Source organism: Herbidospora yilanensis (genome assembly GCF_001570565.1).
In the GTDB taxonomy this organism is placed as follows: domain Bacteria; phylum Actinomycetota; class Actinomycetes; order Streptosporangiales; family Streptosporangiaceae; genus Herbidospora; species Herbidospora yilanensis.
On sequence record NZ_BBXE01000015.1, the window covers coordinates 194,253 to 218,858 of the forward strand.

General features: G+C 69.3%; 19 protein-coding genes and 1 tRNA gene. 11 read left to right on the plus strand and 9 right to left on the minus strand.

Going from position 1 to position 24,606, the window contains the following annotated elements; genetic code table 11:
• Positions 1-4: 4 nt before the first annotated feature.
• A complete protein-coding gene (locus tag AW273_RS07200) occupies positions 5-1,498 on the minus strand; it encodes a hypothetical protein (protein ID WP_062346496.1) in 1,494 nt (497 codons plus the stop codon).
• A 113-nt stretch (positions 1,499-1,611) separates the two neighbouring features.
• On the opposite strand from AW273_RS07200, the gene AW273_RS07205 reads away from it, so the two are divergent.
• Genes AW273_RS07205 through AW273_RS07220 form a run of 4 tightly spaced genes read left to right on the plus strand, consistent with a single transcriptional unit; the run spans position 1,612 to position 6,504 of the window.
• The gene (locus AW273_RS07205; protein ID WP_063909865.1) at positions 1,612-2,829 is read left to right on the plus strand and encodes a glycosyltransferase family 2 protein; all 1,218 of its coding nucleotides are present in this window, start codon (positions 1,612-1,614) and stop codon (positions 2,827-2,829) included.
• A 24-nt stretch (positions 2,830-2,853) separates the two neighbouring features.
• Positions 2,854-4,635, plus strand: a complete 1,782-nt coding sequence (metG, locus tag AW273_RS07210) for a methionine--tRNA ligase (protein ID WP_062346498.1) — start codon at positions 2,854-2,856, stop codon at positions 4,633-4,635.
• Positions 4,635-5,483, plus strand: coding sequence for a TatD family hydrolase (locus AW273_RS07215; RefSeq protein WP_062346500.1), 849 nt, complete (start codon positions 4,635-4,637; stop codon positions 5,481-5,483). Before metG ends, AW273_RS07215 begins: the two co-directional genes overlap by 1 nt.
• Before the next feature lie 55 nt (positions 5,484-5,538).
• Positions 5,539-6,504: a resuscitation-promoting factor gene (locus tag AW273_RS07220; RefSeq protein WP_083949569.1), complete on the plus strand. Its 966-nt coding sequence runs from the start codon at positions 5,539-5,541 to the stop codon at positions 6,502-6,504.
• A 4-nt stretch (positions 6,505-6,508) separates the two neighbouring features.
• Here AW273_RS07220 and AW273_RS07225 read toward each other — a convergent pair whose 3' ends face one another.
• Together AW273_RS07225 and AW273_RS07230 are read right to left on the minus strand one after the other, a co-directional pair.
• Positions 6,509-7,681, minus strand: a complete 1,173-nt coding sequence (locus tag AW273_RS07225) for an FG-GAP repeat protein (RefSeq protein WP_062346504.1) — start codon at positions 7,679-7,681, stop codon at positions 6,509-6,511.
• Positions 7,678-9,198 (minus strand): serine/threonine-protein kinase, encoded by a 1,521-nt coding sequence (locus tag AW273_RS07230; RefSeq protein WP_062346506.1) that lies wholly within the window; start codon positions 9,196-9,198, stop codon positions 7,678-7,680. The genes AW273_RS07225 and AW273_RS07230 overlap by 4 nt, the downstream gene beginning before the upstream one ends.
• A 121-nt stretch (positions 9,199-9,319) precedes the next feature.
• Here AW273_RS07230 and rsmA point away from each other — a divergent pair, with 121 nt between their 5' ends.
• The 3 genes from rsmA to AW273_RS07245 are packed head-to-tail and all read left to right on the plus strand — an operon-like array spanning position 9,320 to position 12,847.
• Positions 9,320-10,162 carry a 16S rRNA (adenine(1518)-N(6)/adenine(1519)-N(6))-dimethyltransferase RsmA gene (gene rsmA / locus AW273_RS07235; RefSeq protein ID WP_157555621.1) on the plus strand — a complete coding sequence of 281 codons (843 nt, stop codon included), beginning with the start codon at positions 9,320-9,322 and terminating at the stop codon, positions 10,160-10,162.
• Positions 10,163-10,176: 14 nt separating this feature from the next.
• Positions 10,177-11,040, plus strand: coding sequence for a 4-(cytidine 5'-diphospho)-2-C-methyl-D-erythritol kinase (locus AW273_RS07240; protein WP_062346777.1), 864 nt, complete (start codon positions 10,177-10,179; stop codon positions 11,038-11,040).
• A 16-nt stretch (positions 11,041-11,056) separates the two neighbouring features.
• Complete coding sequence (locus AW273_RS07245) at positions 11,057-12,847, plus strand: ABC-F family ATP-binding cassette domain-containing protein (protein WP_062346509.1); 1,791 nt, start codon at positions 11,057-11,059, stop codon at positions 12,845-12,847.
• Between the two features lie 105 nt (positions 12,848-12,952).
• Here the strand turns inward: AW273_RS07245 and AW273_RS07250 are convergent, their stop codons facing one another.
• Both AW273_RS07250 and AW273_RS07255 read right to left on the minus strand, forming a co-directional pair.
• Positions 12,953-14,470, minus strand: a complete 1,518-nt coding sequence (locus AW273_RS07250; protein WP_062346511.1) for a trypsin-like serine peptidase — start codon at positions 14,468-14,470, stop codon at positions 12,953-12,955.
• A 302-nt stretch (positions 14,471-14,772) separates the two neighbouring features.
• Positions 14,773-15,282: a MarR family winged helix-turn-helix transcriptional regulator gene (locus tag AW273_RS07255; RefSeq protein ID WP_062346513.1), complete on the minus strand. Its 510-nt coding sequence runs from the start codon at positions 15,280-15,282 to the stop codon at positions 14,773-14,775.
• Positions 15,283-15,402: 120 nt separating this feature from the next.
• Between AW273_RS07255 and AW273_RS07260 the strand changes: the two genes are divergently transcribed.
• Complete coding sequence (locus AW273_RS07260) at positions 15,403-16,158, plus strand: trans-aconitate 2-methyltransferase (protein ID WP_062346515.1); 756 nt, start codon at positions 15,403-15,405, stop codon at positions 16,156-16,158.
• 227 nt (positions 16,159-16,385) lie between these two features.
• Positions 16,386-17,870 (plus strand): CYTH and CHAD domain-containing protein, encoded by a 1,485-nt coding sequence (locus tag AW273_RS07265; RefSeq protein ID WP_063909866.1) that lies wholly within the window; start codon positions 16,386-16,388, stop codon positions 17,868-17,870.
• Here the strand turns inward: AW273_RS07265 and AW273_RS07270 are convergent.
• The 4 genes from AW273_RS07270 to AW273_RS07285 form a co-directional block, all read right to left on the minus strand.
• Positions 17,863-18,714, minus strand: coding sequence for an NUDIX hydrolase (locus tag AW273_RS07270; protein WP_062346519.1), 852 nt, complete (start codon positions 18,712-18,714; stop codon positions 17,863-17,865). The two genes, AW273_RS07265 and AW273_RS07270, sit on opposite strands and share 8 nt — an antisense overlap.
• Positions 18,711-20,798 (minus strand): RNA degradosome polyphosphate kinase, encoded by a 2,088-nt coding sequence (locus AW273_RS07275; protein ID WP_062346520.1) that lies wholly within the window; start codon positions 20,796-20,798, stop codon positions 18,711-18,713. The genes AW273_RS07270 and AW273_RS07275 overlap by 4 nt, the downstream gene beginning before the upstream one ends.
• Positions 20,799-20,861: 63 nt before the next feature.
• A complete protein-coding gene (locus tag AW273_RS07280) occupies positions 20,862-21,707 on the minus strand; it encodes a TetR/AcrR family transcriptional regulator (protein ID WP_232327141.1) in 846 nt (281 codons plus the stop codon).
• A gap of 66 nt (positions 21,708-21,773) precedes the next feature.
• Positions 21,774-22,718: an acyl-CoA desaturase gene (locus tag AW273_RS07285; RefSeq protein ID WP_062346524.1), complete on the minus strand. Its 945-nt coding sequence runs from the start codon at positions 22,716-22,718 to the stop codon at positions 21,774-21,776.
• A gap of 233 nt (positions 22,719-22,951) precedes the next feature.
• Here AW273_RS07285 and AW273_RS07290 point away from each other — a divergent pair.
• Both AW273_RS07290 and glmU read left to right on the plus strand, forming a co-directional pair.
• Positions 22,952-23,027: transfer RNA gene (locus AW273_RS07290), tRNA-Gln, on the plus strand.
• Positions 23,028-23,122: 95 nt separating this feature from the next.
• On the plus strand, positions 23,123-24,556 hold the full coding sequence (glmU, locus tag AW273_RS07295) for a bifunctional UDP-N-acetylglucosamine diphosphorylase/glucosamine-1-phosphate N-acetyltransferase GlmU (protein ID WP_062346526.1): 1,434 nt from the start codon (positions 23,123-23,125) through the stop codon (positions 24,554-24,556).
• Positions 24,557-24,606 lie beyond the last annotated feature (50 nt).

Sequence of the window (24,606 nt, forward strand, 5' to 3'; positions counted from 1 at the left end):
CGACTCAGGACACGACCGGCTCGGCCGCCGACGGCTCCCCCGCGTGCTTCCGGTTGATCCGCACGTGCCGCAACGCGATCGCCGCCGCCAGGCAGGCCAGCGGGACGGCCGGGAGCAGGTAGCGGTAGTCGAACTCGGCCGTGGCCGCCGGGGCCAGCACCAGGCCGGCCGCCCCCAGGAACGGCAGCAGCACCGGCCCGCCCAGGGTGCGCCAGCGCTGCACCACGCCGACCAGCCCGGCCAGCAGCAGCAGGCCGAGGATCGTGCCCGGCAGCCGCGCCACCGACTGGTAGCTCATCATGAACGTCGAGAACGGGGCGACCTTGACCGTCGCGGCCTCGCCGTTCTCGTAGCGCGTGGCGTCGCCGTGGGTCGTGCCCCGGTAGGAGCTCCACTGGGGGAGCTTCGTGGTGGTGTTGTTGCTGAACTCGTAGAGGCCGAAGGTCTTGTTGTCGGGGAAGACCGGGCGGCCCCACTGGAAGGCGCGGAAGAAGTCTTTGGCGATGGCGGCCAGGTAGTCGAGCGGCTGGGCCATGATCGCGCGTTTGGCGAACTCGCTGGCGATCTGGTTGGTCTCGGCGTCGAACTTGCGGCCCGCGCCGAAGACGTGGAGCTGGTTCTCGTTGTCCCACCAGAGATAGGCCTGCGCCGACTTCTCGCGCTCGGCCACCGGCGTGTTGATGCACAGCAGCGCCAGGTCGAGGTCTTCACGCGGGTCGAGGCCCATCTTGTCGCAGTCGGCGAACAGGGCGGTGCGCATGTAGAGGATCACGCCGTCGCTCTGGGTCATCGCGAAAGGGCCGTTGACCGCCTTGAACCAGCCCATGTAGCCGATGACCGGGATCACGCACGCGACCAGCATGGCCGCGACGGGCTTCCAGCCGACCCGCTTGATCAGCATGAACGCCACCACGAGGGCCAGGATCGGCAGCCCGATGCTGCGGGTCAGCGCGGTCAGCGCGAGCAGCCCGCCGACGGCCGCGCCGACCTTCCAGGTCATCGACCGGTGCCAGAGCACCAGCACGATCACCCCGGTGACCAGCAGGGTGAACATGGCGTCGCTCATGATGAGCTGTTCGAGCTGGATCTGGTAGGCGTCGAACAGCACCGGCAGGGTGGCCAGGGTGGCCGCCCACCCGGCCATGGCGAACCTTTTGACCAGCAGCGCGTAGATCAGCCCGGCCGTCGCCAGGCCCATCAGGTGTTGCGTGAGGACAACGAGGCTGAAGCTGTGAAAGGGTCGGAGCAGCAGGAGCCAGAAGGCGTAGCCATCAGGCCTGATCGGGTGGGGCCTCGGGTGGAGCGCGACCGACACGTAGTCGTAGGAGTCGTTGAACCACATCGCCGGGCCGAAGCCGAGCATCGTGACGAGCCGCAGAAGCGCGCCGGCCGCGAGCGCGGCGGCGAACCAGCGATGATTGCGCAGCGTGACGACGAGACGCTCCTTCCAGGTGACCTGGGGGGCGCCTGTGACGGCGGGTTCCGCGACCGCGACCATGGTTACAGAATGCCAGGGGTTTTCGGGACTTGACCCGCCCCCCTTGGGGCAGACGGCATCATGGTCTGATTACTGACCGGTGATCACAGGTGTAAACGGCAGGGGTAACGAACGTGGAACTGACAGTGGTCATGCCGTGCCTCAACGAGGCGGAGACCGTGGAGGTGTGCGTAACGAAGGCCCTGGCCTGCATGCGCGAGAACGGGATCGACGGCGAGGTGGTGATCGCCGACAACGGCAGCACCGACGGCTCGCAGCAGCTCGCCCGTGACGCCGGCGCCCGGGTCGTGCACATCGACCAGAAGGGCTACGGCAACGCCCTCATCGGCGGCATCCGCGCCGCCCGCGGCAAATACGTGATCATGGGCGACGCCGACGACTCCTATGACTTCACCAACCTGATGCCGTTCGTCGAGGAGCTGCGCAAGGGCGGCGAACTCGTCATGGGCAACCGCTTCAAGGGCGGCATCGCCCCCGGCGCCATGCCCCCGCTCCACCGCTACCTGGGCAACCCGGTCCTGTCGTTCGTGGGCCGTCTGTTCTTCCCCAGCGCGATCGGCGACTTCCACTGCGGCCTGCGCGGTTTCCGCCGCGACTCCATCCTCAAGCTGGGGCTCCAGACCGGGGGCATGGAGTTCGCCTCCGAGATGGTCGTCAAGGCCACCCTCCAGGGCCTCGACGTACGCGAGGTGCCGACCACCCTGTCGCCCGACGGCCGCTCCCGTCCGCCGCACCTGCGCTCGTGGCGCGACGGCTGGCGCCACCTGCGCTTCCTGCTCCTCTACAGCCCCCGCTGGTTGTTCTTCATCCCCGGCCTGGCCCTGATGATCTTCGGCCTGGTCGTCGGCACCGCCCTGACCTTCGGCCAGGTCCGCATCGGCCAGCTCGCCTTCGACGTCGACACCCTCGTCGGCGCGTCGGCGATGGTGGTGATCGGCTTCCAAGCGGTCCTGTTCGCCCTGTTCACCAAGGTGTACGCGGCCGAAGAGGGCTTCCTGCCCGAGTCGCCGCGCATCAGGAAACTGATCGACATCGTCACCCTCGAACGCGGCCTCATCATCGGCGGCCTGCTGGCCCTCGCCGGTCTGCTCGGCCTGGTGGCCTCGCTCGCCCACTGGGGCGGCAAGGGCTTCGGCGAGCTGATCCCGGCCGAGTCGCTGCGCCTGGTCGTGCCGTCGGCGACCGCGTTCATCATGAGCTTCCAGACGATCTTCGCCTCGCTCTTCATCTCGATCCTGGGCATCCGCCGCTCGCGCGAGACCCCGGTCGACATCGCCGCCTCGGCCGCGGAGGAGGCCGCCGAGGCCGTCAATAAGCAGCCAAGCCTGTAGTCGGATGCCTCTAGGCTTGGAGGCATGTCTCAGCACATCTTGACCGCCGTCGCGTGGCCCTATGCCAACGGGCCACGCCACATCGGGCACGTCTCCGGGTTCGGCGTGCCGTCCGACGTCTTCAGCCGCTACCAGCGGATGGCGGGCAACAAGGTGCTGATGGTCTCCGGCACCGACGAGCACGGCACGCCGATCCAGGTGCAGGCCGACAAGGAGGGCCTCTCGGCCCGGGAGCTCGCCGACCGCTACAACCGGATCATCGCCGAAGACCTGACGGCCCTCGGCCTCTCCTACGACCTGTTCACCCGCACGACCACGCTCAACCACTACGCCGTCGCCCAGGAGATCTTCCTCGGGCTGCACAAGAACGGCTACATCTTCCCGAAGACCACGATGGGTGCGATCTCCCCGTCCACCGGGCGCACCCTCCCCGACCGCTACATCGAGGGCACCTGCCCGATCTGCGGTTACGACGGCGCGCGTGGCGACCAGTGTGACAACTGCGGCAACCAGCTCGACCCGATCGACCTGATCAACCCGAAGTCGAAGATCAACGGCGAGACGCCGAAGTTCATCGAGACCGAACACTTCATGCTCGACCTGCCCGCCTTCGCCGACGCGCTCGGCACCTGGTTGCAGGGCAAGCAGGGCGAGTGGCGGCCCAACGTGCTGAAGTTCTCGCTCAACCTGCTGGGCGACCTGCAGCCGCGCGCGATCAGCCGTGACCTCGACTGGGGGGTGCCGATCCCGCTCGACGGCTGGAGCGACCGCAACGACAAGCGCCTCTACGTCTGGTTCGACGCGGTCATCGGCTATCTGAGCGCCTCGGTCGAGTGGGCCCGCCGGTCGGGCGACCCCGACGCGTGGCGGGCGTGGTGGCAGAACCCCGACGCCCGGGGTTACTACTTCATGGGCAAGGACAACATCGTCTTCCACTCCGAGATCTGGCCGGCGATGCTGCTCGGCTACAACGGAGAGGGCGCCCGGGGTGGTGCGGCCGGGTCGCTGGGGCGGCTCGACCTGCCCTCCGAGGTGGTGTCGAGCGAGTTCCTGACCATGGAGGGGCGCAAGTTCTCCTCCTCGCGGTCGGTCGTGATCTACGTCCGCGACTTCCTGGAGCGCTATTCGGCCGACGCGCTGCGCTACTACATCGCGGTGGCCGGGCCCGAGAACCAGGACACCGACTTCACCTGGTCGGAGTTCCTCAACCGCAACAACGGCGAGCTCGTCGCGGCCTGGGGCAACCTGGTCAACCGGTCGATCTCGATGGCGTCCAAGAACTTCGGCAAGATCCCCGACGCGGTCGACCTGACCGACGCCGACCGGGCGCTGCTCCAGCGGTCGAAGGCGGCCTTCCCGGCGGTCGGGGCCGAACTCGGGCGGTCGCGGTTCAAGAACGCGGTCACCGAGGCGTTCGACGTGGTGCGCGACGCCAACCGCTACCTGGCCGAGCAGGAGCCCTGGAAGATCAAGGACGACCCGGTGCGCCAGGGCAGCATCCTCCACGTGGCGCTCCAGGTCGTCGACGACGCGAAGACGCTGCTCACCCCGTTCCTGCCGAACTCCTCCAACAAGATCCACGAGATGCTCGGCGGCCAGGGCGTCTGGTCCGGCATGCCGGAGATCCGCGAGGTCGACGAGCCGGGCGGGCGCTCCTACCCGGTCATCACCGGCTCCTATGAGGGCGCGGCGCAGTGGGAGCACCGGCCGATCCAGTCGGGGACCCCGCTGGCCCCGCCGAAGCCGCTGTTCGCCAAGCTCGACGCGAAGATCGTCGACGAAGAACTGGCCAGACTGGAAAGCTGATGTCCGTCCCGCTCCCCGAGGCGCTCGGCGCCGAGGTGTTCGACAGCCACTGCCACCTCGACATCATGGTCGGGGAGCGCAAGGCGTCGTCAGGCGACCCCGTCGCCCTGGCCGCGCAGGCGGCCGGGGCGAGCGTCGACCGCATCGTCGACGAGGCCAGGTCCGTCGGGGTGACGCGCCTGGTGACGATCGGCTACGACCTGCGCTCCTCCGAGTGGGGCGCCGAGATCGCCCGCGACCACGAGGGCGTCTACGCGGGTGTGGCGATCCACCCCAACGAGGCCCACGCGGCGACTCCGGAGGTGCTCGACCGCATCGAGGAACTGGCCCGGCTTCCGCACGTGCGGGCGGTCGGCGAGACCGGCCTCGACTTCTTCCGCGACTGGGCGTCCAAGGACGACCAGCACGCCTCGTTCCGGGCGCACATCGAGATCGCCAAGCGCACCGGGAAGGTGCTGGTGATCCACGACCGCGACGCCCACGACGCGGTCCTCGACGTGCTCGACGAGGTGGGCGCCCCCGACGTGGTGGTCTTCCACAGCTATTCGGGCGACGCCGAGATGGCCGAGCGCTGCGTCAAGGCGGGCTACTACCTGTCGTTCTCGGGCCCGGTCACCTACAAGAACGCCGCCTACCTGCGCGAGGCCGCGAAGGTCGCGCCGGCGGAGCTGATCCTGGTCGAGACCGACGCGCCCTATCTGCCGCCGACGCCCCACCGGGGCAAGCCCAACGCGCCCTACCTGATCCCGCTGACGCTGCGCTGCCTCGCGGAGGTGAAGGACACGGCACCCGAGGCGCTCGCGGAGATCATTAACGCGAACGGTCCGCGCGTTTTCGGTGATTGGTAATGCGGTGTCACGGTACGGTGTGAGTTGACCATGGCGCTTCCGGAAGGACGCATCCGTGTATTCCCCGACGTTGGAGAGCCCCGCGCGCGACACGGGCAGCCAACTGTCGGGCTGGGAACACCCGGTCGAGAAACCCGCTGAGACGCCGTCCCGGTTGAGGGCGCTGGTCCGTCCGTGGCTGGCCGTGTTGTGCGCCGCCGCGCTGGGGGTGTCGGTCGGGGTGGTCATCGGGGTCGGGCTGGCCCGCGAGATCACCCTCGACGTCGACGGCAAGCTGACCACCCACCGTTCGTTCGCGGCCGACGTGCGCGGCGCGTTGAAGGCCGCGGGGGTGCCCTACGAGACGGGCGACATGGTCTCGCCCCCGCCGTCGGCCGAGATCGGCGACGACATGACGATCGTGGTCAGGCACGCCCGCCCGCTGACGCTGAACCTCGACGGGACCTCCAGCACCCATCTGACCACGGCGCTCAACGTCCAGGACGCTCTCCTAGAGCTCAAGATGAACCCCAACAAGCTGCAGCTCTCGACGACCCGGCTGCGGCAGATCCCGGTCGAGGGGTTCGAGCTCGACGCGCGCTCCCAGCGCAAGGTGACGATCGTGGCCGGCAGCATGCGCATCGAGACCACGACGATCGGCCGGACGGTCGAAGAGGTGCTGAAGGAGTCGAACATCGAACTCGGCGAGGGCGACAAGGTGTCGCCCGGCCTGTCGACGTTCCCGCCGGAGGACACGGTGATCCGGGTGACCCCCGGCCTGCCGCCCCACACGATCCCGATCTCGGCCGACGTGGCCGCGCTGAACTGGGACGCGCTGGCGCGATGCGTGTCGGGGAACGACGCCAAGTCGGCGCCGGGAGGGCTCTACGGGTTCGGGCTGAAGATGTGGCGCGCGGTCGGCGGCGAGAAGCGGCCGGTCGACTGGCCGGAGGCCGAGCAGACCTACCGGGCGCAGCTCCTCTACCAGCGGCTGGCGGGCGACTGGAAACGCGCCTGGCCGGACTGCGGCGACCGCCTCTGACCGTTCAGCCGACGGCATGGCCGTAGTCGACCGCTCCCGCCGGGGCGGGGGTGGCCGCCGAGGTGTAGACCGCGCCGACGCCGTCGCGGTCGGGCGCGCCGATCAGCAGTCCGGCTGCCCCGTCGGCCGCCAGTGACCAGCCGTAACGCTGGCCCGGCTGGGGCGGGACCGGCAGCGGGGCCACGGTCCCGTCGACGGTGCTGGTGTGCACGCCCCCCGTCGCTCCCTTCGTATAGGGGTGGCCCATGGCGAGCCTCCCGTCGCCGGTGAACGCCAGCGACCAGCCGAGGCCCGTCGTGCCGGGCACGGTGATCGCCTTGACGGGGGCGAGGCCGGCCCAGAGCTGGACCATGCCGGCGTCGCGCGGCCCGGCGAGCGGGGCGCTCGCGGCCAGGTAGGAGGTGCCGCCGATCCGGGTGGCCGCCAACGTCCAGCCGAAGCGGTTGCCCGCCTCTTCGGGCACCTCCTCGGTGGCCTGGCCGAGGTCCCACTTCCTGGTCGTGTACGGCGCCCCCGACAACACGTCCTTGACGACGACGACCGTCCCGGCGTCGACGATGCCGCTGGCGACCTGGACCCCCGTGCCGTCGTTGTCCTCGTAGGGCACGCCGACGGCCAGGTCGGGCCGGGCGGGGTCGCCGTGGAAGGCCAGCGACCAGCCCCACATGTCGCCGACCTCGCCGTTGCCGATCACGCCGTCGGACTCCTGGTTGAGCCGCGTCCGCCCCCGAGGGGAGAACAGGTGTACCGCCCCGGCGTCGGTCAGCGGGTCGTCGGCGTGGGGTTCGCCGACCGCCAGCACCCAGCCGGCCGGCAGGTCGGCCGCCGCCAGCGACCAGCCGAAGTGGGCGTCCTTCTGCGGGTCCCGTGCGGTCAGGGTCCGCACGCCGCCCGCTGAGAACACGTAGACCGCGCCCTCGTCGTCGGCGCCGGCATAGGGGGCGCCCACGACGACGTCGAGGCAGCGGTCGCCGTCGATGTGGGCGGTGGCCACGGCCCAGCCGAAGCCGGTGCCGCTCTCGCCGCCCGGGGGTCTGAGGGTCTGGCCGCCGAAGGTCACGGTCTCGGCGAAGGGGTCGCCGACGGCGTGGGTCGCGGCGGGGCAGGGGGCGGCGGAGGCCGTACCGGAAGGGACGAGCGCCGACCCGAGCAGGAGAGCGGTGAGCAGCCGGGTCACAGAGCCACCTCCAGGCCGCCGCCGAACTGGAGCCGGGCGGGAACGCGGTCGCCGGGGAGGTCGAACACGAGCCTGCCGTCGGAGCGCCCGCCGGGCCGCAGCCCGCTCGGCAGCGGCGTGGAGAGGCGATGGGCCCGGTAGGCCGTGCCCGAGGTGTCGAGCAGCACCGGCGTGGCGTTGATCGCGACCAGCTCGCCGCCGGTGTTGACCATGCTCCACGGGATCACGCAGAACGCCCCCTGCGAGGCCGTGACCCCTTCGTAGTCGGGGAGCCCGCACCGTGGATCCCTGGTGATGACCAGGTCCACCCCGAACCCCGCGCCGACGCTGATCCGCTTGGCGACGTCGCCGCCGGCGGCCTCCCGCGCGGCGATCTGCACGGCGGTGCGCGGCTCGTTGTCCCCCGACACGACCAGCACCCCGACGCTGACCACGAACGCCACGAAGATCACCACGGCCGCGACGAGCCACCGGTCCGAACGCGACCGTGGTGGTCTCATCGGTGGTCCCGTGGAGGTGTCGGGGCCGCTTGAGGCGACCACGGTGACCGGTTCGGCGGTGCGGTCGATCCGCTCGCCGGAAGCCGGGATCTCGTCGGCGGGTTCGGGGAGGCTCTGCTGGAGGGTCCGGTTGAGTTCCTCCACCGGCATCAGCGGCTCGGCCCGCCGGACCTCCGGGTCGCGGGCCGAGACCGCCGGCAGGGCGCCGCCGACCAGGGCGATCAGCAGGTCCTGGGCGGTCGGGCGGCGGGTCGGGTCGGGGTCGGTCGCCAGGCGGACCAGCTCGTTCAACGGCTCGGGCAGCGCGCCCAGGTCGGGGCGGCCGTTCAGGACGCGGGCCGCCAGGGTCACCATGTTGCCCTGGCCGTAGGGGTGACGGCCGGTGCCCGCGTAGGCCACCAGGCAGCCCCAGGCGAAGACGTCGGTCCACGGGCTGACCGGCTCGCCGCGCACCTGTTCCGGCGCCCACCAGCCGGGGCTGCCGAGGAGCTCCCCGGCCTGGGTGAAGTCGTGGGAGGCGTCCAGGGCCCGGGCGATGCCGAAGTCGATCACGCGGGGCCCCGACAGGGACAGGATCACGTTGGCCGGTTTCAGGTCGCGGTGCACCAGGCCCGCCACGTGGATGGCCGCCAGCGCCGCCGCCACGCCCAGGGCCACACCGTGGAGCGGTCCCGGCTCAAGCGGGCCCTCTTGGACGATCTGCCGGTTGAGCGGGGTTCCGGCGATGTACTCGGTCACCATGTAGGGCCGCCCGTCGGGGGTGTTCCCGTTGTCGAGCACCTGGGCGGTGCAGAACGACGCCACCTTGCGCGCGTTCTCGACCTCGCCGTGGAAGCGGGCCGCGAAGGCGTCGTCGGCCAGTTGGGAGCGGACCACCTTGAGGGCCACCAGACGGCCGTCGGCCACGGCCAGGTAGACCGTGCCCATGCCGCCCTCGCCCAGGCGGCCCAGAAGCCGGTAGGTCCCGATCGTGGCGGGATCGTCGGGGCGGAGCGGCTCGGCGCCGGTCGGTTCCATCTGGGGGCTCTCCTACGGCCTGTGCAGGTTCGTGAACACTTCGAAGCGATCGCCAGCATGGATTGCCCGCGGGGGTCGCGAACAGGTAAATCGACGCGTTCGCATGCCCGACACTGGTTGCATGAGTCTGCTCGGGCCCGTTGAGGTGCGCACGCTTGCGGAGAAGTTGAACATCCGGCCCACCAAGAAGCTCGGGCAGAACTTCGTGATCGACGGCGGCACCGTCCGCAAGATCGTCAGAGTCGCCGAGGTGTCGCCCGACGACGTGGTCATCGAGGTCGGCCCGGGGCTGGGGTCGCTGACGCTGGCGTTGTTGTCGGAGGTCGCCGAGGTCGTCGCGGTCGAGATCGATCCGGTGCTGGCGGGACAGCTCCCCGAGACGGTCACGGTCATGCTTCCTGACTACGCCGACCGGCTGAGGGTCGTCCAGGCCGACGCCTTGCGCATCACTCCGGACGACCTGTCGGCCCGGCCGACCGCGCTGGTCGCCAACCTGCCCTACAACGTGTCGGTCCCGGTTGTCCTGCACCTGCTGGAGATCCTGCCCGGGCTGCGCCGGGGCCTGGTGATGGTGCAGTCGGAGGTCGCCGACCGGCTGGCCGCCCGGCCCGGCTCCCGGGTCTACGGCGTGCCGTCGGTCAAGGCCGCCTGGTACGCCGACGTCCGCCGCGCGGGCCCGGTCGGGCGCAACGTCTTCTGGCCGGCCCCCAACGTCGACTCGGGCCTGGTCTCCCTGGTCCGCCGTGAGCCCCCGGCCACCACCGCCACCAGGAAAGAGGTGTTCGCCGCGATCGACGCCGCGTTCGCCCAGCGGCGCAAGACCCTGCGCGCCGCCCTGGCGGGCTGGGCGGGCTCCCCGGCGCTGGCCGAGGAGGCGCTCGTGAAGGCGGGCGTCGACCCGCAGGCCCGGGGCGAGCAGCTCGACGTGGCCGACTTCGCCCGAATCGCCGAACACCGCCGCTAGGCTCCCGTCACGTGATTACCGTGCGTGTGCCCGCCAAGGTCAATCTTCAGCTCTCCGTCGGCCCGCTGCGCGACGACGGCTTCCACGACCTCGTCAACGTCTTCCAGGCCGTCTCCCTGTTCGACGAGGTCACCGCGGCGGAGTCAGACCGGGTCGAGGTCGTCTGCGACCACGCCGACGTGCCGCTCGGGGCCGACAACCTGGCCGTCCGGGCCGCCCACGCGCTCGCGCCCGGCAGGGGCGTCCGGCTGGAGATCAAGAAGACCATCCCGATCGCGGGCGGCATGGCCGGGGGCAGCGCCGACGCCGCCGCCGCGCTCGTCGCGTGCAACGCCCTCTGGAAGCTCGGCAGGACGCGTGAGGAACTGATGGAGATCGGCGGCACGCTCGGCAGCGACGTGCCGTTCGCGCTGCTCGGCGGCACCGCCGTCGGCGTCGGCAAGGGCGAGGTCCTGACGCCGATGGAGACTTCGGGCACCTTCCACTGGGTGTTCGCGCTGGCCGACGGCGGGCTGTCGACGCCGCAGGTCTACGGCGAGTGCGACCGCATCAGGGAGGCCACCGGCGAGCAGGCCGCCTGGCCGATTTTGAGCGACCCGCTGACCAGGGCGCTGGCCGACGGCGACGCCGCGGCCCTCGGGGCCGCGCTCGTCAACGACCTCCAGCCCGCCGCCATCATGTTGCGCCGCTCCCTCCACCGCACCCTCGACGAGGGCCGCGAGCTGGGCGCGCTCGGCGCGCTCGTGTCGGGGTCCGGGCCGACGTGCGCGTTCCTGGCCGCCGACGAGATGCACGCGCGGGAACTCGCCGTCGCGCTCACCAGTTGCCGCCAGGCCGTCATCGCCTCCGGACCGGTGCCGGGAGCCGCGATCGTCTAGATAGGCTTGGCAGGCGATGAATCTGGTCAATCTCGAATCCGTCTCCCATGCCTTCGGCCCGAAGGCGCTGCTCACCGGGGTGTCGCTCGGGGTCGAAGCGGGCGAGCGCATCGGTGTCGTCGGGCGCAACGGTGGCGGCAAGACCACCCTCGTCTCGATCATCGCCGGTGAGCTCACCCCCGACAGCGGGCGGGTCACCCACACGCGCAACCTGCGCGTAGGGGTGCTCGCCCAGCGCGACCTCTTCGACCCGAACGCGCCGATCCGCGACATCGTGCTCGGCGAGCAGGCCGAACACGAGTGGGCCGGCGACGCGCAGGTCCGCGAGATCCTCGCCAACCTGCTCGGCGACCTCGACCTGTCGGCCCACGCGGGCGCCCTGTCCGGTGGCGAACGCCGCCGGACCGCGCTGGCGAAACTGCTCATCGGCGACCACGACCTGATCGTGCTCGACGAGCCCACCAACCACCTCGACATCGAGGCCATCGCCTGGCTGGCCGGCCACCTGTCGGCGCGCAAGTCGGCCCTCCTGGTGGTCACCCACGACCGCTGGTTCCTCGACGCCGTCTCGACCCGCACCTGGGAGGTCGTCGACGGCACCGTCGAACGCTACGAGGGCGGCTACGCCGCCTATGTGCTGGCCAAGGCCGAACGGGCGCGCATCGCCCAGGCGGCCGAAGACCGGCGGCAGAACCTCATGCGCAAGGAGATCGCCTGGTTGCGGCGCGGCCCGCCCGCCCGCACGTCCAAGCCGAAGTTCCGCATCAACGCCGCCGAGGCGCTGATCGCCGACGTGCCGCCGGCCCGGGAGACCGTCGAACTGCTCAGGTTCGCGACCGCGCGCCTCGGCAAGACCGTGTACGACCTGGAGAACGTCACCCTCCACGCGGGCGGCCCGAACACGGGCCCGCTGGTGCTCGACCACTGCACCTGGCAGTTCGGCCCCGGCGACCGCATCGGCCTGATCGGCGTCAACGGCTCGGGCAAGTCGACGGTGCTCCGCCTGCTGTCGGGCACGGTCACACCCGACGAGGGCAGGCTGGTCCAGGGCCGCACGGTCAAGCTGGCCCACCTGTCGCAGGAGCTCGCCGAGCTCGACCCGACCCGGCGCGTGCTGGAGACGGTCGAGGAGGTCCGCAAGTACATCACCGTCGGCAAGAAGGAATGGACCGCCTCCCAGCTGCTCGAACGCCTCGGCTTCAAGGGCGAGGCGCAGTGGAAGGTGGTCGGCGACCTGTCGGGCGGCGAGCGGCGGCGGCTCCAGCTCCTGCGGCTCATCATGGACGAACCCAACGTCCTGCTGCTCGACGAGCCGACCAACGACCTCGACATCGAGACGCTGACCGAGCTCGAAGACCTGCTCGACGGCTGGCCCGGCACCCTCGTCGTGGTCAGCCACGACCGCTACTTCCTGGAGCGCGTCTCCGACCGCACGGTCGCGCTGCTCGGCGATGGCCGGTTGTCGATGTTGCCGGGCGGTGTGGACGAATACCTGGAGCGCCGCGCCGCCGGAACCGCGGTGTCGGCCCGTGCCGCGTCGGCGGAGCCCGTGGCAGCCGCGGAGGCTCCGGCCGAGAAGAAGGTCTCCCAGAAGGAGCTGCGGGAGCTCCAGAAGGAGCTGAGCCGGCTGGAGCGGCAGCTCGACAAGCTCTCCGAGCGTGAGGCGAAGGTGCACGCCCAGATGGCCGAGGCGGCCAGCGACTTCGAGAAGCTCGGCAAGCTCGACGCCGAGCTGCGCGACCTCGGGGCCCAGAAGGAGGCCACCGAGCTCGAATGGATGGAGCTCGCGGAGCGCATCGGCGAATAGCGCCACAAATGAGAAGGAGCCCGGTTGGCCGACCGGGCTCCTTCTTTTTGCTTCAGATGACTTGGGGCACCAACCGAGTCATCTCAGCACTACGTGGTTGGAAGATCAGACGATCTTGCCGGACCAGAGAGCCGCCGCCACCTTGTAGACGCCGAAGGTCTCACCGTCGAAGTACGGGGAAACCGAGGTGTCGTAGCGCTTGTTGCCGTCGGTGTCAGCGACACCGATGGTCACGCCGTTCAGGTAGCCGAGGCGACGGGCGCTCTTGTACTGCGACAGCCACGACGAGCCCAGCGAGCCCTCGCCCGTGAAGGACGACTTGACCCCGATGATCTCCTCGGCCTTGATGTCCGAGGCCTTCGCCGCGAACGTCTTGCCGTAGGTCCACTTCAGGGTGTGGCCGGTGAAGGCGTGGTTGCCGTCCGGGTGCTTCCCGCTCGGGTAGCCGAAGACGTAGACCGACTGGCCGACCTTCTGGTTGTACGCCAGACCCTGGCCACCGACGTTGTCACCGAGGCGACCGACGTCCTTGAGGCCGATGGACAGAACGATGCCCTTGACCTTGTAGTCGAGGTCGTAGTTGACCCAGAAGGTCCGCTTGACGTACTTCCAGGTGTTGCCGATCTTGTACGAGAAGACGAAGGTCTTGTCGTTCAGCCAGTAGCTGTCGCCGTCGTTCTGCGTGCCAGCCGGCGCGCGGAACTCGTTCTGGGTGATGAAGGCGTCGACCACGCCGGTGCCGGCCTTGTAGCTGTTGGCGGGCGCCTTGGGGTCGAGACCCTGCTTCGGCCAGTTCGCCTTCTTGAAGGCGTCCCAGTCGACGTCGACCTTCTTGCTCTCCGGGGTACCGACCGGAACGACCTTCCAGTGGTCCAGGTACTCGATGATCTCGAGCTTGGAGTAGCCGGTCTCCTTCTTCGCCTCCAGCTCAGCCTTGGCCTTCTCGGCCTGGGCCTTGGTGGGGTAAGGCTTGGAGACCCAGTCGACGTCGGTGCCGCCGGCGACGGGGAGCACACCGTTGTACACGTTCACGAACGCGTAGTTGCGGTCGCCGTCCTCGTAGACGTCGAAGTCGTAGTGCGTGAAGGCCTGCTTGCCGACGTAGATGCCCCACGGGGTCTTGCCCTGGTAGTAACCGGGGATGAAGACCCACTTGTCGAGGGTGGCCTTGTTGGACGCCGTGTCGTAGACACAGTGACCAGCGGTGGCGACGAGGTTCTTGTAGCTGCTCTGGAGCGAGGTGCCGGTGCACCAGTGCGGCTTGCCGTCAGCGCCGATGAAGAACACCTTGCCCGTGGTCTTGGGCAGGTTGACGTTCTTCGAGACGCTGGTGGTCTTCTTCTCGTCACCGATGGCCGGGACGACGCCAGGCTTCGTGTCGGCGGTGGGACCACCGGTCGACACGTGCTTGCCGACGACCTGAGTCTCGACGTTGTAGGGCGTGGCGCCGATCAGGTTGGCCTTCATCTCGCCGTACCAGAAGGCAGCGACCTGCTGCGCGGCGAGGTTGGTGCTGGCCAGGCTGTCGGAGGCGACGTCGCCAGCAGCCTGCGCCGGAGCGGCCACGACCGCGGAGGCAAGCAGCCCCGCGCTCAGACCGCCCAGAATGAGCGTGCGCTTCATGTGGAACTCCCAGGTCTGTCGTGGGACGTCACTTGCGCCCCATGCGTCAGGAAAGGAACGTTCAAGAAGCTATAAGACGGAATGAGGGTGTGAAAGCAAAAAGACCAACTGGCCGAGGCCGTTGGGGTGTGGAAAGTTGCTGTAAACCTGTGGGGTTCCTGTGAAGATTCCGTTATTTCCGCTGATCGTGGGGCATGCCGATCGGTCACTTCATGGATCGATCCAGCTCTGGCGTGTGATGTAAATCACACAGCCCTGAAGGGAACCGGAAAGAGGGTCAACCCCGTCTTAGTCCGTCACGACTACGCGGAGTCGCTGGTGTCGAACGGCACGAGAAGGGTGCGCAGGAGCCCGGAAAGATCTTGTTGCTGCTGCCGGCCGAGGGCCGCGAGCAGGTCCTGCTCCCGCCTGAGCAGGTCGGCGAAGGCCGCGTCGACGCGTCCGAGCCCTTTGGTGGTCAGTCGCACCAGCACGCCGCGCCGGTCGTCGGGGTCGGGGTTGCGGGTGACGAGTCCGGCGGCGGCCAGCCGGTCGATGCGGTTGGTCATGGTCCCGGACGTCACCAGGGTGGCCCGCAGCAGCGCCCCCGGGCTCATCTCGTAGGGGGAACCGGCGCGGCGCAGCGCCGTGAGGACGTCGAACTCCCAGGGCTCCAGCCCGTGTTCGGCGAAGGCGGCCCGCCTGGCCCGCTCCAGATGACGGCTCAGCCGCGACACGCGGCTCAGCACCTGGAGCGGCGTCACGTCGAGGTCGGGGCGCTCCTGCCGCCAGGCCGCGACGAGCCGGTCGACTTCATCCTCGGCTGAGCTCATGGATGACGAGTCTAGCTTTCCTTGACGTCAAGACATCTCTCTTGATATCAAGTATCTCTATGTCGAGAGAAATGTGGCAGCGGATATGAGCGCGAGGACCGCCGCGCCGGAGGCGCGGCAATGACACAGTGGGATCCGGCCGTCTACGGTCGGTACGCCGATGAACGTTCCCGGCCCTTCTATGAGCTCACCGCGCGGATCAGGGCCGACGATCCCGGCTACGTCGTCGATCTCGGCTGCGGCACCGGAGACCTGACCGTGTCGCTGGCGGTCCGCTGGCCCGACGCGCGCGTTCACGGGGTCGACTCCTCGCCCGAGATGATCGCCAAGGCCCCCGAGGGCGCCACCTTCGAGGTCGCCGACGTGCGCGACTGGCGTCCGGCCGAGCCGGTCGACGTCATCGTGTCGAACGCGTTGCTCCAGTGGGTGCCCGAGCACCGGGAACTGCTCCTCGACTGGGCCGGGGAGCTGAACCAGGGCGGCTGGCTGGCCTTCCAGGTGCCGGGCAACTTCGCCGCGCCCAGCCACCAGGTCGTCAGGGAGCTCTGCCGGAGCCCCGAATGGGCCGCCGAGCTGGCCGACCTCGCCTGGCGCGACCCGGTCGACTCCGCCGGGGAGTATCTGGAGTTGCTGGCGGGCGCGGGCCTGATCGTGGACGCCTGGGAGACCACCTACGTCCACGTCCTCCAGGGCGACGACCCGGTGCTCAGATGGGTCACCGGCACGGCGTTGCGGCCCATGCTGACCCGGCTGAACCCCGAACGCCGCGAACGTTTCCTCGCCGACGCCGGCCGTGCGCTCGCCGAGGCCTATCCCCCCCACGACTACGGCACCCCGTTCGAGTTCCGCCGCATATTCACCGTGGCACACAAATGATCACCAGTATTCGTATTAAGGGCATTCATCGGTGATGGACGCAGACACGCCCAAGTGTCCTGGATCGGGGAAATCGCAGGCCGCAGCGCGCCGACGCCTGGACTGACGGAGCGCCGGGAGCGCAGCGACCAGAGCGGAGGAGGGAAGGCGTCGGATATGAGCGCGAGGACCGCCGTGCCGAAGGCGCGGCCATCGAATAGGCGATTTGTTCACCTTCAGGTGGCATCATGGCCGCAATTCGGCCGTGTCACGTTTACCTGGAGGTGCTGGTGGCGATCGAGATCGAGGACAAGTTCGATGTCCCAGACGAGTTCGTGGTGCCAGATCTGCTCGGCGTGAAAGGCGTCGAAGCGATCTCCGGGCCCAAATCCCACCAGCTCGTGGCCGTTTACTTCGACACTCCCGATCTGCGGCTCGCCGCTCGCGGCATCACCCTGCGGCGGCGCCGCGGCGGCGACGACCCCGGCTGGCACCTGAAACTGCCCAAGGCCGCCGGAGTGCGGCAGGAGATCCAGCTACCGCTCACCCGCAGCGCCAAGGTGGTGCCGGCCGACCTGGCCGCGCAGGTGCTCGTCTACACGCGCGGCCACGCGCTCGTGCCGGTCGCCGAACTCGACACGAAGCGGTCGGTGACCCGGCTGCTCGACGGGGACGAGCAGGTGCTCGCCGAGGTCGCCGACGACCGCGTCAAGGGGACCGTCTACGGCGACGCCCCGCGCGTCGAGCGGTGGCGGGAGGTCGAGGTCGAGCTCGTCAAGGGTGACGAGGCGCTGCTGAAGCGGGTGGGCAAGCGGGTGATCAAGGCGGGGGCTGCCACAGGCGGTTCCGCCAACAAGCTGGGGCGGTTGTTGGGCGAAGCCGTACAGAAACTGCCGAAGTCGCCTGCCGAGGGGACGGTCGGCGCCGCGGTGTTCGCCTACCTGCGGAGCCAGACCGACGCGCTGATCGCGCAGGACGGCCGGGTGCGGCGGGCCGAGGAGGACGCCGTGCACAAGGCGCGGGTGGCGTGCCGGCGGATGCGCAGCGCGTTCAAGGCCTTCTCCTCGATCGTGACCGAGTCGGACGCGATCCAGGAGGAGTTGCGCTGGCTCGGCGCGGTGCTCGGCGAGGTGCGCGACCTCGAGGTCATCCAGGCTCGTTTCGGCAAGGAGCTCGACGGGCTCGACGACCACCTGATCGTCGGCCCGGTCCGGGCCCGGCTGCTCGACGACCTCAAGCTCCAGGAGCAGGAGGGGTACGAGCGGGCCCGCGAGGCCATGAACGGGGAGCGCTACTTCGCCCTGCTCGACGCGCTCGACGAGCCCTACGTCTTCACCGGCCGGGCGACCCGCGAGGCCGGGCCCGAGCTGGCCAAGATCGTGGGCAAGGAGTGGAAGCGGGTCCTCCGGAGGCACGCGACCGCCCAGGCCATCGACGACCCGCACGAGCGCGAGATCGCCATGCACGACGTGCGCAAGGCGGCCAAGCGCGCCCGCTACACCGCCGAGGCGGCCGGCATGGGCGACGAGGCCGCCCGCGCCGAGGCGATCCAGGAGGCCCTGGGCCTCTACCAGGACGGCGTGGTCGCCCAGGAGACCCTGGAGAAGGAGGCCGCCAAGGCCCGGGAGGCCGGCGAGGACACCTTCACCTACGGCGTGCTGGCCGGCCTGGAGCGCGCCGCCGCCGACCGCGCCCGCGACCGCTTCCCCAAGTTGTGGAAAAAATTTACGTGACGTAGCGGTCGACGCTGACCAGTTCGCCCTCTGCGTGGTGGAGGACGGCGAAACCGCCCTTTCGTAGGTGAGTGTCGCCGATGCGCCCGTCGGAGAGGGCGTCGAGCAGGTCGGGGAGGACCTTGCCGTGGCTGCAGACCGCGGTCGGTTCGGTCAGTTTGCGGACCAGCCGGAGGGTGTCCTTCGGGTCGTAGCCGGGCTCGGAGAGCAGCTTCTCCTTGCGGATCGGCAGGCCCGAGGCGGTCGCGTAGGGCTTGAGGGTCTGGGTGCACCTGCGGCTGGGGGAGCTGACCAGGTGCCGCGGCGCGTAGGCGGCCAGGGCCTCGGCGAGTGTCTCGGCCTGGGCCAGGCCGAGAGCGTCGAGCGGACGCCGGTCGTCGTGGCCCTTCCACTCCGGGCGGTTGCCCGCCAGGCCGTGCCTGACCAGGATCAGCGGCACCGTCGCCAGTGGGGCCGCTGTCAGTGCCCGCAGCAGGCCCGCGTCCCACTCGTAGGTGAGCCGGTCGCGGGCCTCGCCGAGAGACATCCAGACGACCTCGTCGACCTCGTCGACCGCCGTCAGGTCGTTTTTCCCGCTGACCCGCGCGGCCCAGTAGTCGACCCGCTTGAGGCGGCCGTCCTTCAGGTAGTGGACGGGCGGCAGCGAGCGGCCCAGCACGACCGACAGGCCGGTCTCCTCCCGGACCTCGCGCAGCGCGCCGGTGATGACGTGCTCGCCCGACTTGAGTTTGCCCTTCGGGAACGACCAGTCGTCGTACTTGGGCCGGTGCACGACCGCGACCTCGGGGGAGGCCTCGTCGCCGCGCCAGATCACGGCGCCGGCGGCGTGGATCACGTCGGTCATTTGCCGTCGTCCACGGTCCGCCAGCGTCGTGTGCCGATGAGGTGTTGTTGTAGATCGGCGCCGCCATTTTGGCGAAGCCAACGGCCATCTGAGGTGAGCCACCATGTGTCCGTCCCGTCGGAGAACGCGCGGTCGAGCAGGTCGGCGATGTAGGACCGGTGTTGTGCTCCGGTCACCTTCACCAGGGCCTCCACCCTTCGGTCGAGGTTGCGTCGCATCAGGTCGGCGCTGCCGATCCACATCTCGGGCCGTCGTCCGCCGCCGAACTCGTAGATGCGGGAGTGCTCCAGGAAGCGCCCAAGAAGGCTTCTGACCCTGATCGTCTCGGACAAACCCGGTACGCCGGGCCGCAGCGTGCAGATGCCGCGCACCCACAGGTCGATCGGCACGCCCGCCTGCGAGGCGCGGTAGAGGGCGTCGATCACGGGTTCGTCGACGAGCGAGTTGGTCTTGATCCGGATCCGGGCCGCGCGGCCCGCCTTGTGGTGGGCGATCTCCCGGTCGATGCGGGCCAGCAGGCCGTGCCGCAGCGAGTGGGGCGCCACCAGCAGCCGCCGGTAGGCCGAGTGGTTGGAGTAGCCGGTGAGGTGGATGAACAGGTCGGTGACGTCCTCGCCGACGAGCGGGTCGGACGTCAGGAGGCCGAAGTCCTCGTACATGCGGGCGGTCTTCGGGTTGTAGTTGCCGGTGCCGATGTGGCAGTAGCGGCGCAGTTCGCCGTTCTGTTCCTGGCGCACGACCAGGGCCAGCTTGCAGTGGGTCTTCAGGCCCAGCACGCCGTAGACGACGTGGCAGCCGGCCTTCTCCAGTTTCCTGGCCCACGAGATGTTGGCGTGCTCGTCGAACCTGGCCTTGATCTCGACGACCACGACGACCTGCTTGCCCGCCTCGGCGGCGTCGATGAGGGCGTCCACGATCGGGGAGTTGCCGCTGGTCCGGTAGAGCGTCTGCTTGATCGCCAGCACCTGCGGGTCGGCCGCGGCGTGCTCGATGAACCGCTGCACGCTGGTGGAGAAGCTGTCGTAGGGGTGGTGCAGCAGGATGTCCTTCTCCCGCAGCATCGCGAAGATGTCGTCGTCGGCGTGGATCACCTCGGCCGGCACGAACGGCCGGTAGCTGAGCTCGCCCCGGTTGTGGGTGGGCCCGAGGTCGGCGATGGTGTGCAGCCCCGACAGGTCGAGCGGGCCGGGCACCCGGTAGATCTCGTGGTCCTGTACGCCCAGCTCCTCGACCAGCAGGTCGAGCACCTCGGGCGTGATCGTGTCCTCGACCTCGATGCGCACCGGCGAGCCGAACCGGCGACGGCGCAGTTCGCGTTCGAGGGCCTGCATCAGGTTCTCGGTGACGTCCTCGTCGACGTCGAGGTCCTCGTTGCGGGTGACCCGGAAGACGTGGTGCTGGACGATCTCCATGCCCTTGAAGAGCTGGCCGAGGTGGGCCGCGATGACGTCCTCAAGGGGTACGAACCGGTCTTTGGCCACCTTCACGAAGCGGGGGAGCTGCTGGGGCACCTTCACCCGTGCGAAGACCGTGTTGCCGTTGACGGGGTTGCGGACCGTGACCGCCAGGTTGAGCGACAACCCCGAGATGTTGGGAAACGGGTGGGCCGGGTCGACGGCCAGCGGCGTCAGCACCGGCCGGATGCGCTCCCGGAACAACTTCCGCATGACCGTGCGCTCGTCGCGCCCGAGGTCGGCCCAGCGGACGATCTCGATGCCCTCGGCCACCAGTTCGGGCACGATCGTCTTGTGGAACAGGGCCGAATGGCGCTGCACCAGGACGTCGGCGATCCCGTTGATGCGCTCCAATTCGTCACTGGGCTTCAGCCCGCTCTGCGCTCTGAGCAGGAGTCCCGTTGCCATCCGCCGTTTCAGGCCCGCGACCCGCACCATGAAGAACTCGTCCAGGTTGCTCGCGAAGATCGCCAGGAACCGCACCCGTTCGAGCAGGGGAAGCTGGGCGTCCTCAGCGAGTTCGAGCACACGTTCGTTGAACTGGAGCCAGCTCTCCTCTCGGTTGAGGAATCGCTCATGAGGGAGGGGGAGTTCCTCCGGGGAGATGGGCACGGAAATTTCGGCGGACATGTCCTGAATATGCCCGAGTTTGTTGAACGACGTGTTAACTTCCCCGCAACGAAATCGCCAGTCTCAGCCTTCACTCTCGCGGGCACGTGCTAGCTTCTCGTTCTCCCTCGCCTCGCGGGCGCGGATCTTCTCCTGCTCCCGCCGGAGCTTCTCGGCCTCCTTGGCCTCGCGCTCGCGCTGCTTCTCGGCCTCGCGCCAGAGCCTCTCCTGCTCCTTGCGCTGACGGCTGAGCTCTTTGGGATCGGTCAGCGGGCCGGCGGGCAGTGGGGGCGCCAGCACCAGCCCCCGGGAGGCGTTGGTCAGCGCCGGGGCCGCGTCGAGGTCGCTCAGCCCGTTCCAGCACAGGTTCACCAGGTGGGCGGCGACCGCCTCACGGCTGGGTTTGCGCACGTCGAGCCACCACTGGCCGGTCAGTGCGACCATGCCGACGAGCATCTGGGCGTACATGGGGGCGGTCTTGGGGTCGTAGCCCCGGCCGGCGAACTCGTCGGCCAGCACGTCTTCCACCTGGCTGGCGATGTCGCTGATCAGGCTGGCGAAGGTGCCGGTGCCGGAGGCGGCGTGGGAGTCGCGGACCAGGATCCGGAAGCCCTCGCTGCTCTCCTCGATGTACTGGAGCAGCGCCAGGGCGGCCCGCTCCAGTTTCACTCGCGCGTGGGTGGCCGACAGGGCCTGCGTGACGAGGACGAGCAGGCGTTGCATCTCGCGGTCGATGACCACGGCGTAGATGCCTTCCTTGCCGCCGAAGTGCTCGTACACCACGGGCTTCGACACGCTGGCGTGTGCGGCGATCTCCTCCACCGAAGTGCCGTCGAAGCCCTTCTCCGCGAAGAGGGAGCGACCGATCTGGATCAGCTGCTCGCGCCGTTCCGCGCCCGTCATTCGCCTGCGGGATCTGGATTCGGTCACGGCACCATAATGGCGGGCCGTGAGAGTGACGGCACAAGCACGCCCTCGCACGGCCCTCGGTATGGGCTAGGCAATGCGCTTCGCCGCCAGTCGCTCTGGATTGGGCCACCGCACGTCATAGGCCCAGCCGAAGCGCTCGAAGATCTTGATCAGACCGGCGCTGAGATCGATCTGGCCCTTCAGCACGCCGTGCCGCGCGCAGGTGGGGTCGGAGTGGTGCAGGTTGTGCCACGACTCGCCGAACGAGGGCAGCGCCAGCCACCAGACGTTGCGCGACTTGTCGCGCGACTCGAAGGCCTCGTCGCCGAACACGTGGCAGATCGAGTTGATCGCCCAGGTGACGTGGTGGAGCAGGCCGATGCGGACCAGGGTGCCCCAGAAGAATGCCGTCGCGGCGCCCTGCCACGACCAGGTGATCAGGCCGCCGAGGACGCCCGGCAGCACCAGCGAGGTGATCGCCAGCACCGGGAACATCTTGTGGAACTTGACGATGTCCGGGTCTTTGACCAGGTCGGGGGCGTACTTCTCGCGGTTGGCGCGCTCGGCTTCGAACAACCAGCCCATGTGGGCGTACAGGAGGCCCTTGGTGACCGCCCAGAACGAGGTGCCGAAACGCCACGGCGAGTGCGGGTCGCCGTCCTTGTCGGAGAACTTGTGGTGCTTGCGGTGGGTGGCGACCCAGTCGAGGACCGACATCTCCAGCGACATGCTGCCCGCGACGCCCAGGGCGATCTTCAGCGGGCGCTTGGCCTTGAAGGAGCCGTGGGTGAAGTAGCGGTGCAGGCCCACCGTCACCCCGAGACCGGTGAACATGTAGAAGACGAACGCGATGGCGATGTCGACCCAGCTCAGCCAGCCCCAGGCCCAGGCCACCGGCACCGCGAGCGCCAGCGCCACCAGGGGCAGGCCCACCACCGCGCCGAAGGTGATGATCTCGGGGGTGGTCTTCCTCTCGGGATCCATGTCAGGTTTGGGCTGCTTGGGGCCCGGGCGCTCCGAGACTACGGTCATGAAGTACCTCGCGATCTGTGATAAGTGGTCCGGTTACGCCACCGTAACCTACGCCATCGTAAGTTAGGAAGTCCTAAGTCGAGAATGGGGAGAAGGTGTATCGTGGGCGGCCATCTCATGGCGCGAAACTGTCTTGCGGGAAAAGCCGCTGGTCTGCTATGGCGTGGCACGTTCCGGAAGTGACGCTTAACCACCACCCTTTCCGTGGGTGTGCCCGGTAAGCTTGGTGGCGATCCGGCGTTGGGTAATTGGCAGCCCGCCAACCTTTGGAGTTGGTTTGTCCTGGTTCGAGTCCAGGCGCCGGAACCAAATCGGGTCTCAGGTAAGCTCACGTTGTCGAGCGGGTGACCGTGCGGCATCCGTCAGCTGACCGTTTCGTTCGCGGATCCGAGGGAGCTCCCACAGTGAGTGCGCCGCGCCCGGCCGCCGTCATCGTCCTCGCCGCCGGCGAGGGCACCCGGATGAAGTCGGCCACACCCAAGGTCCTCCACGAGGTCTGCGGCCGCACACTCGTCGGCCACATGCTCCACGCCTCTCGGGAACTCGACCCCGAGCGCCTGATCGTTGTGGTCGGACACGCCCGGGAGCAGGTCCAGGGCCATCTGTCCTCGGTGTTCCCCGGGGTCGTCCCGGTCGTACAGGAACAGCAGAACGGCACCGGCCACGCCGTGCGGGTGGTTCTCGAGAACGTCGGCGTGATCGACGGAACGGTCCTGGTCGTGTACGGCGACACGCCCCTCCTGCGCGGCTCCACGCTGGCCGGGCTGCTGGAGCGGCACGCGGCCGACGGCAACGCCGTCACCGTGCTCACCGCCCACGTGCCCGACCCGACGGGATACGGCCGCATCGTCCGCGGCGACGACGGCGCGGTCCTCGCGATCGTCGAGCACAAGGACGCCACGCCCGAGCAGCTCGCCATCGACGAGATGAACTCCGGCGTCTACGCCTTCGACGGCGCCCTCCTGGCAGATGCCGTCAAGCGCGTGTCGACCGCCAACTCCCAGGGCGAGGAATACCTCACCGACGTGTTGTCGATCCTCCGCGAGGAGGGCCACCGCGTCGGCGCCCACGTCGCCGCCGACCACGTCGAGGTCGAGGGCGTCAACAACAAGGCCCAGCTCGCGTTCGTCCGGCGGGTGCTCAACGACCGCATCCTCCACGAACACATGATCAACGGCGTGACGATCGTCGATCCGGCCTCGACCTGGGTCGACGCCGACGTCACGCTGGAGGCCGACGCCGTGATCCACCCCGGCACCCAGCTCCACGGATCTTCCTCCGTGGGCGCCGGCGCCGAGGTCGGCCCGGCCACCACCCTGACCGACACCGTCGTCGGCGCGGACGCCGTGGTCCGCAACGCCGTCTGCGACTCGGCCGAGATCGGCCCCGGAGCGTCGGTGGGCCCCTTCGCCTACCTGCGCCCCGGCACGCGGCTGGGCGCGAAGGGCAAGATCGGAACCTATGTCGAGACCAAGAACGCGGTCATCGGCACCGGCTCCAAGGTGCCCCACCTCACCTACGTCGGCGACGCGACGATCGGCGAGGGCGCCAACATCGGCGCCGCGACCGTCTTCGTCAACTACGACGGAGTCGACAAGCACCACACCACCGTGGGCGACCACGCCCGCGTGGGCAGCGACACCATGCTCGTCGCGCCGCTGACGATCGGCGACGGCGCCTACACGGCCGCCGGCTCGGTGATCGTCAACGACGTTCCCCCCGGCGCGATGGCCGTGGCACGCGGCCGCCAGCGCAACGTCGAGGGCTGGGTGATCCGCCGCAGGTCCGGCAGCAAGTCGGCCGAGGCGGCCCAGCGGGCCCTCGAAGAAGGTTCATAACAGTTCAAGGCGCGGGTAGACCCGCGTATCACTCGGTTTCCCCGGGGCCA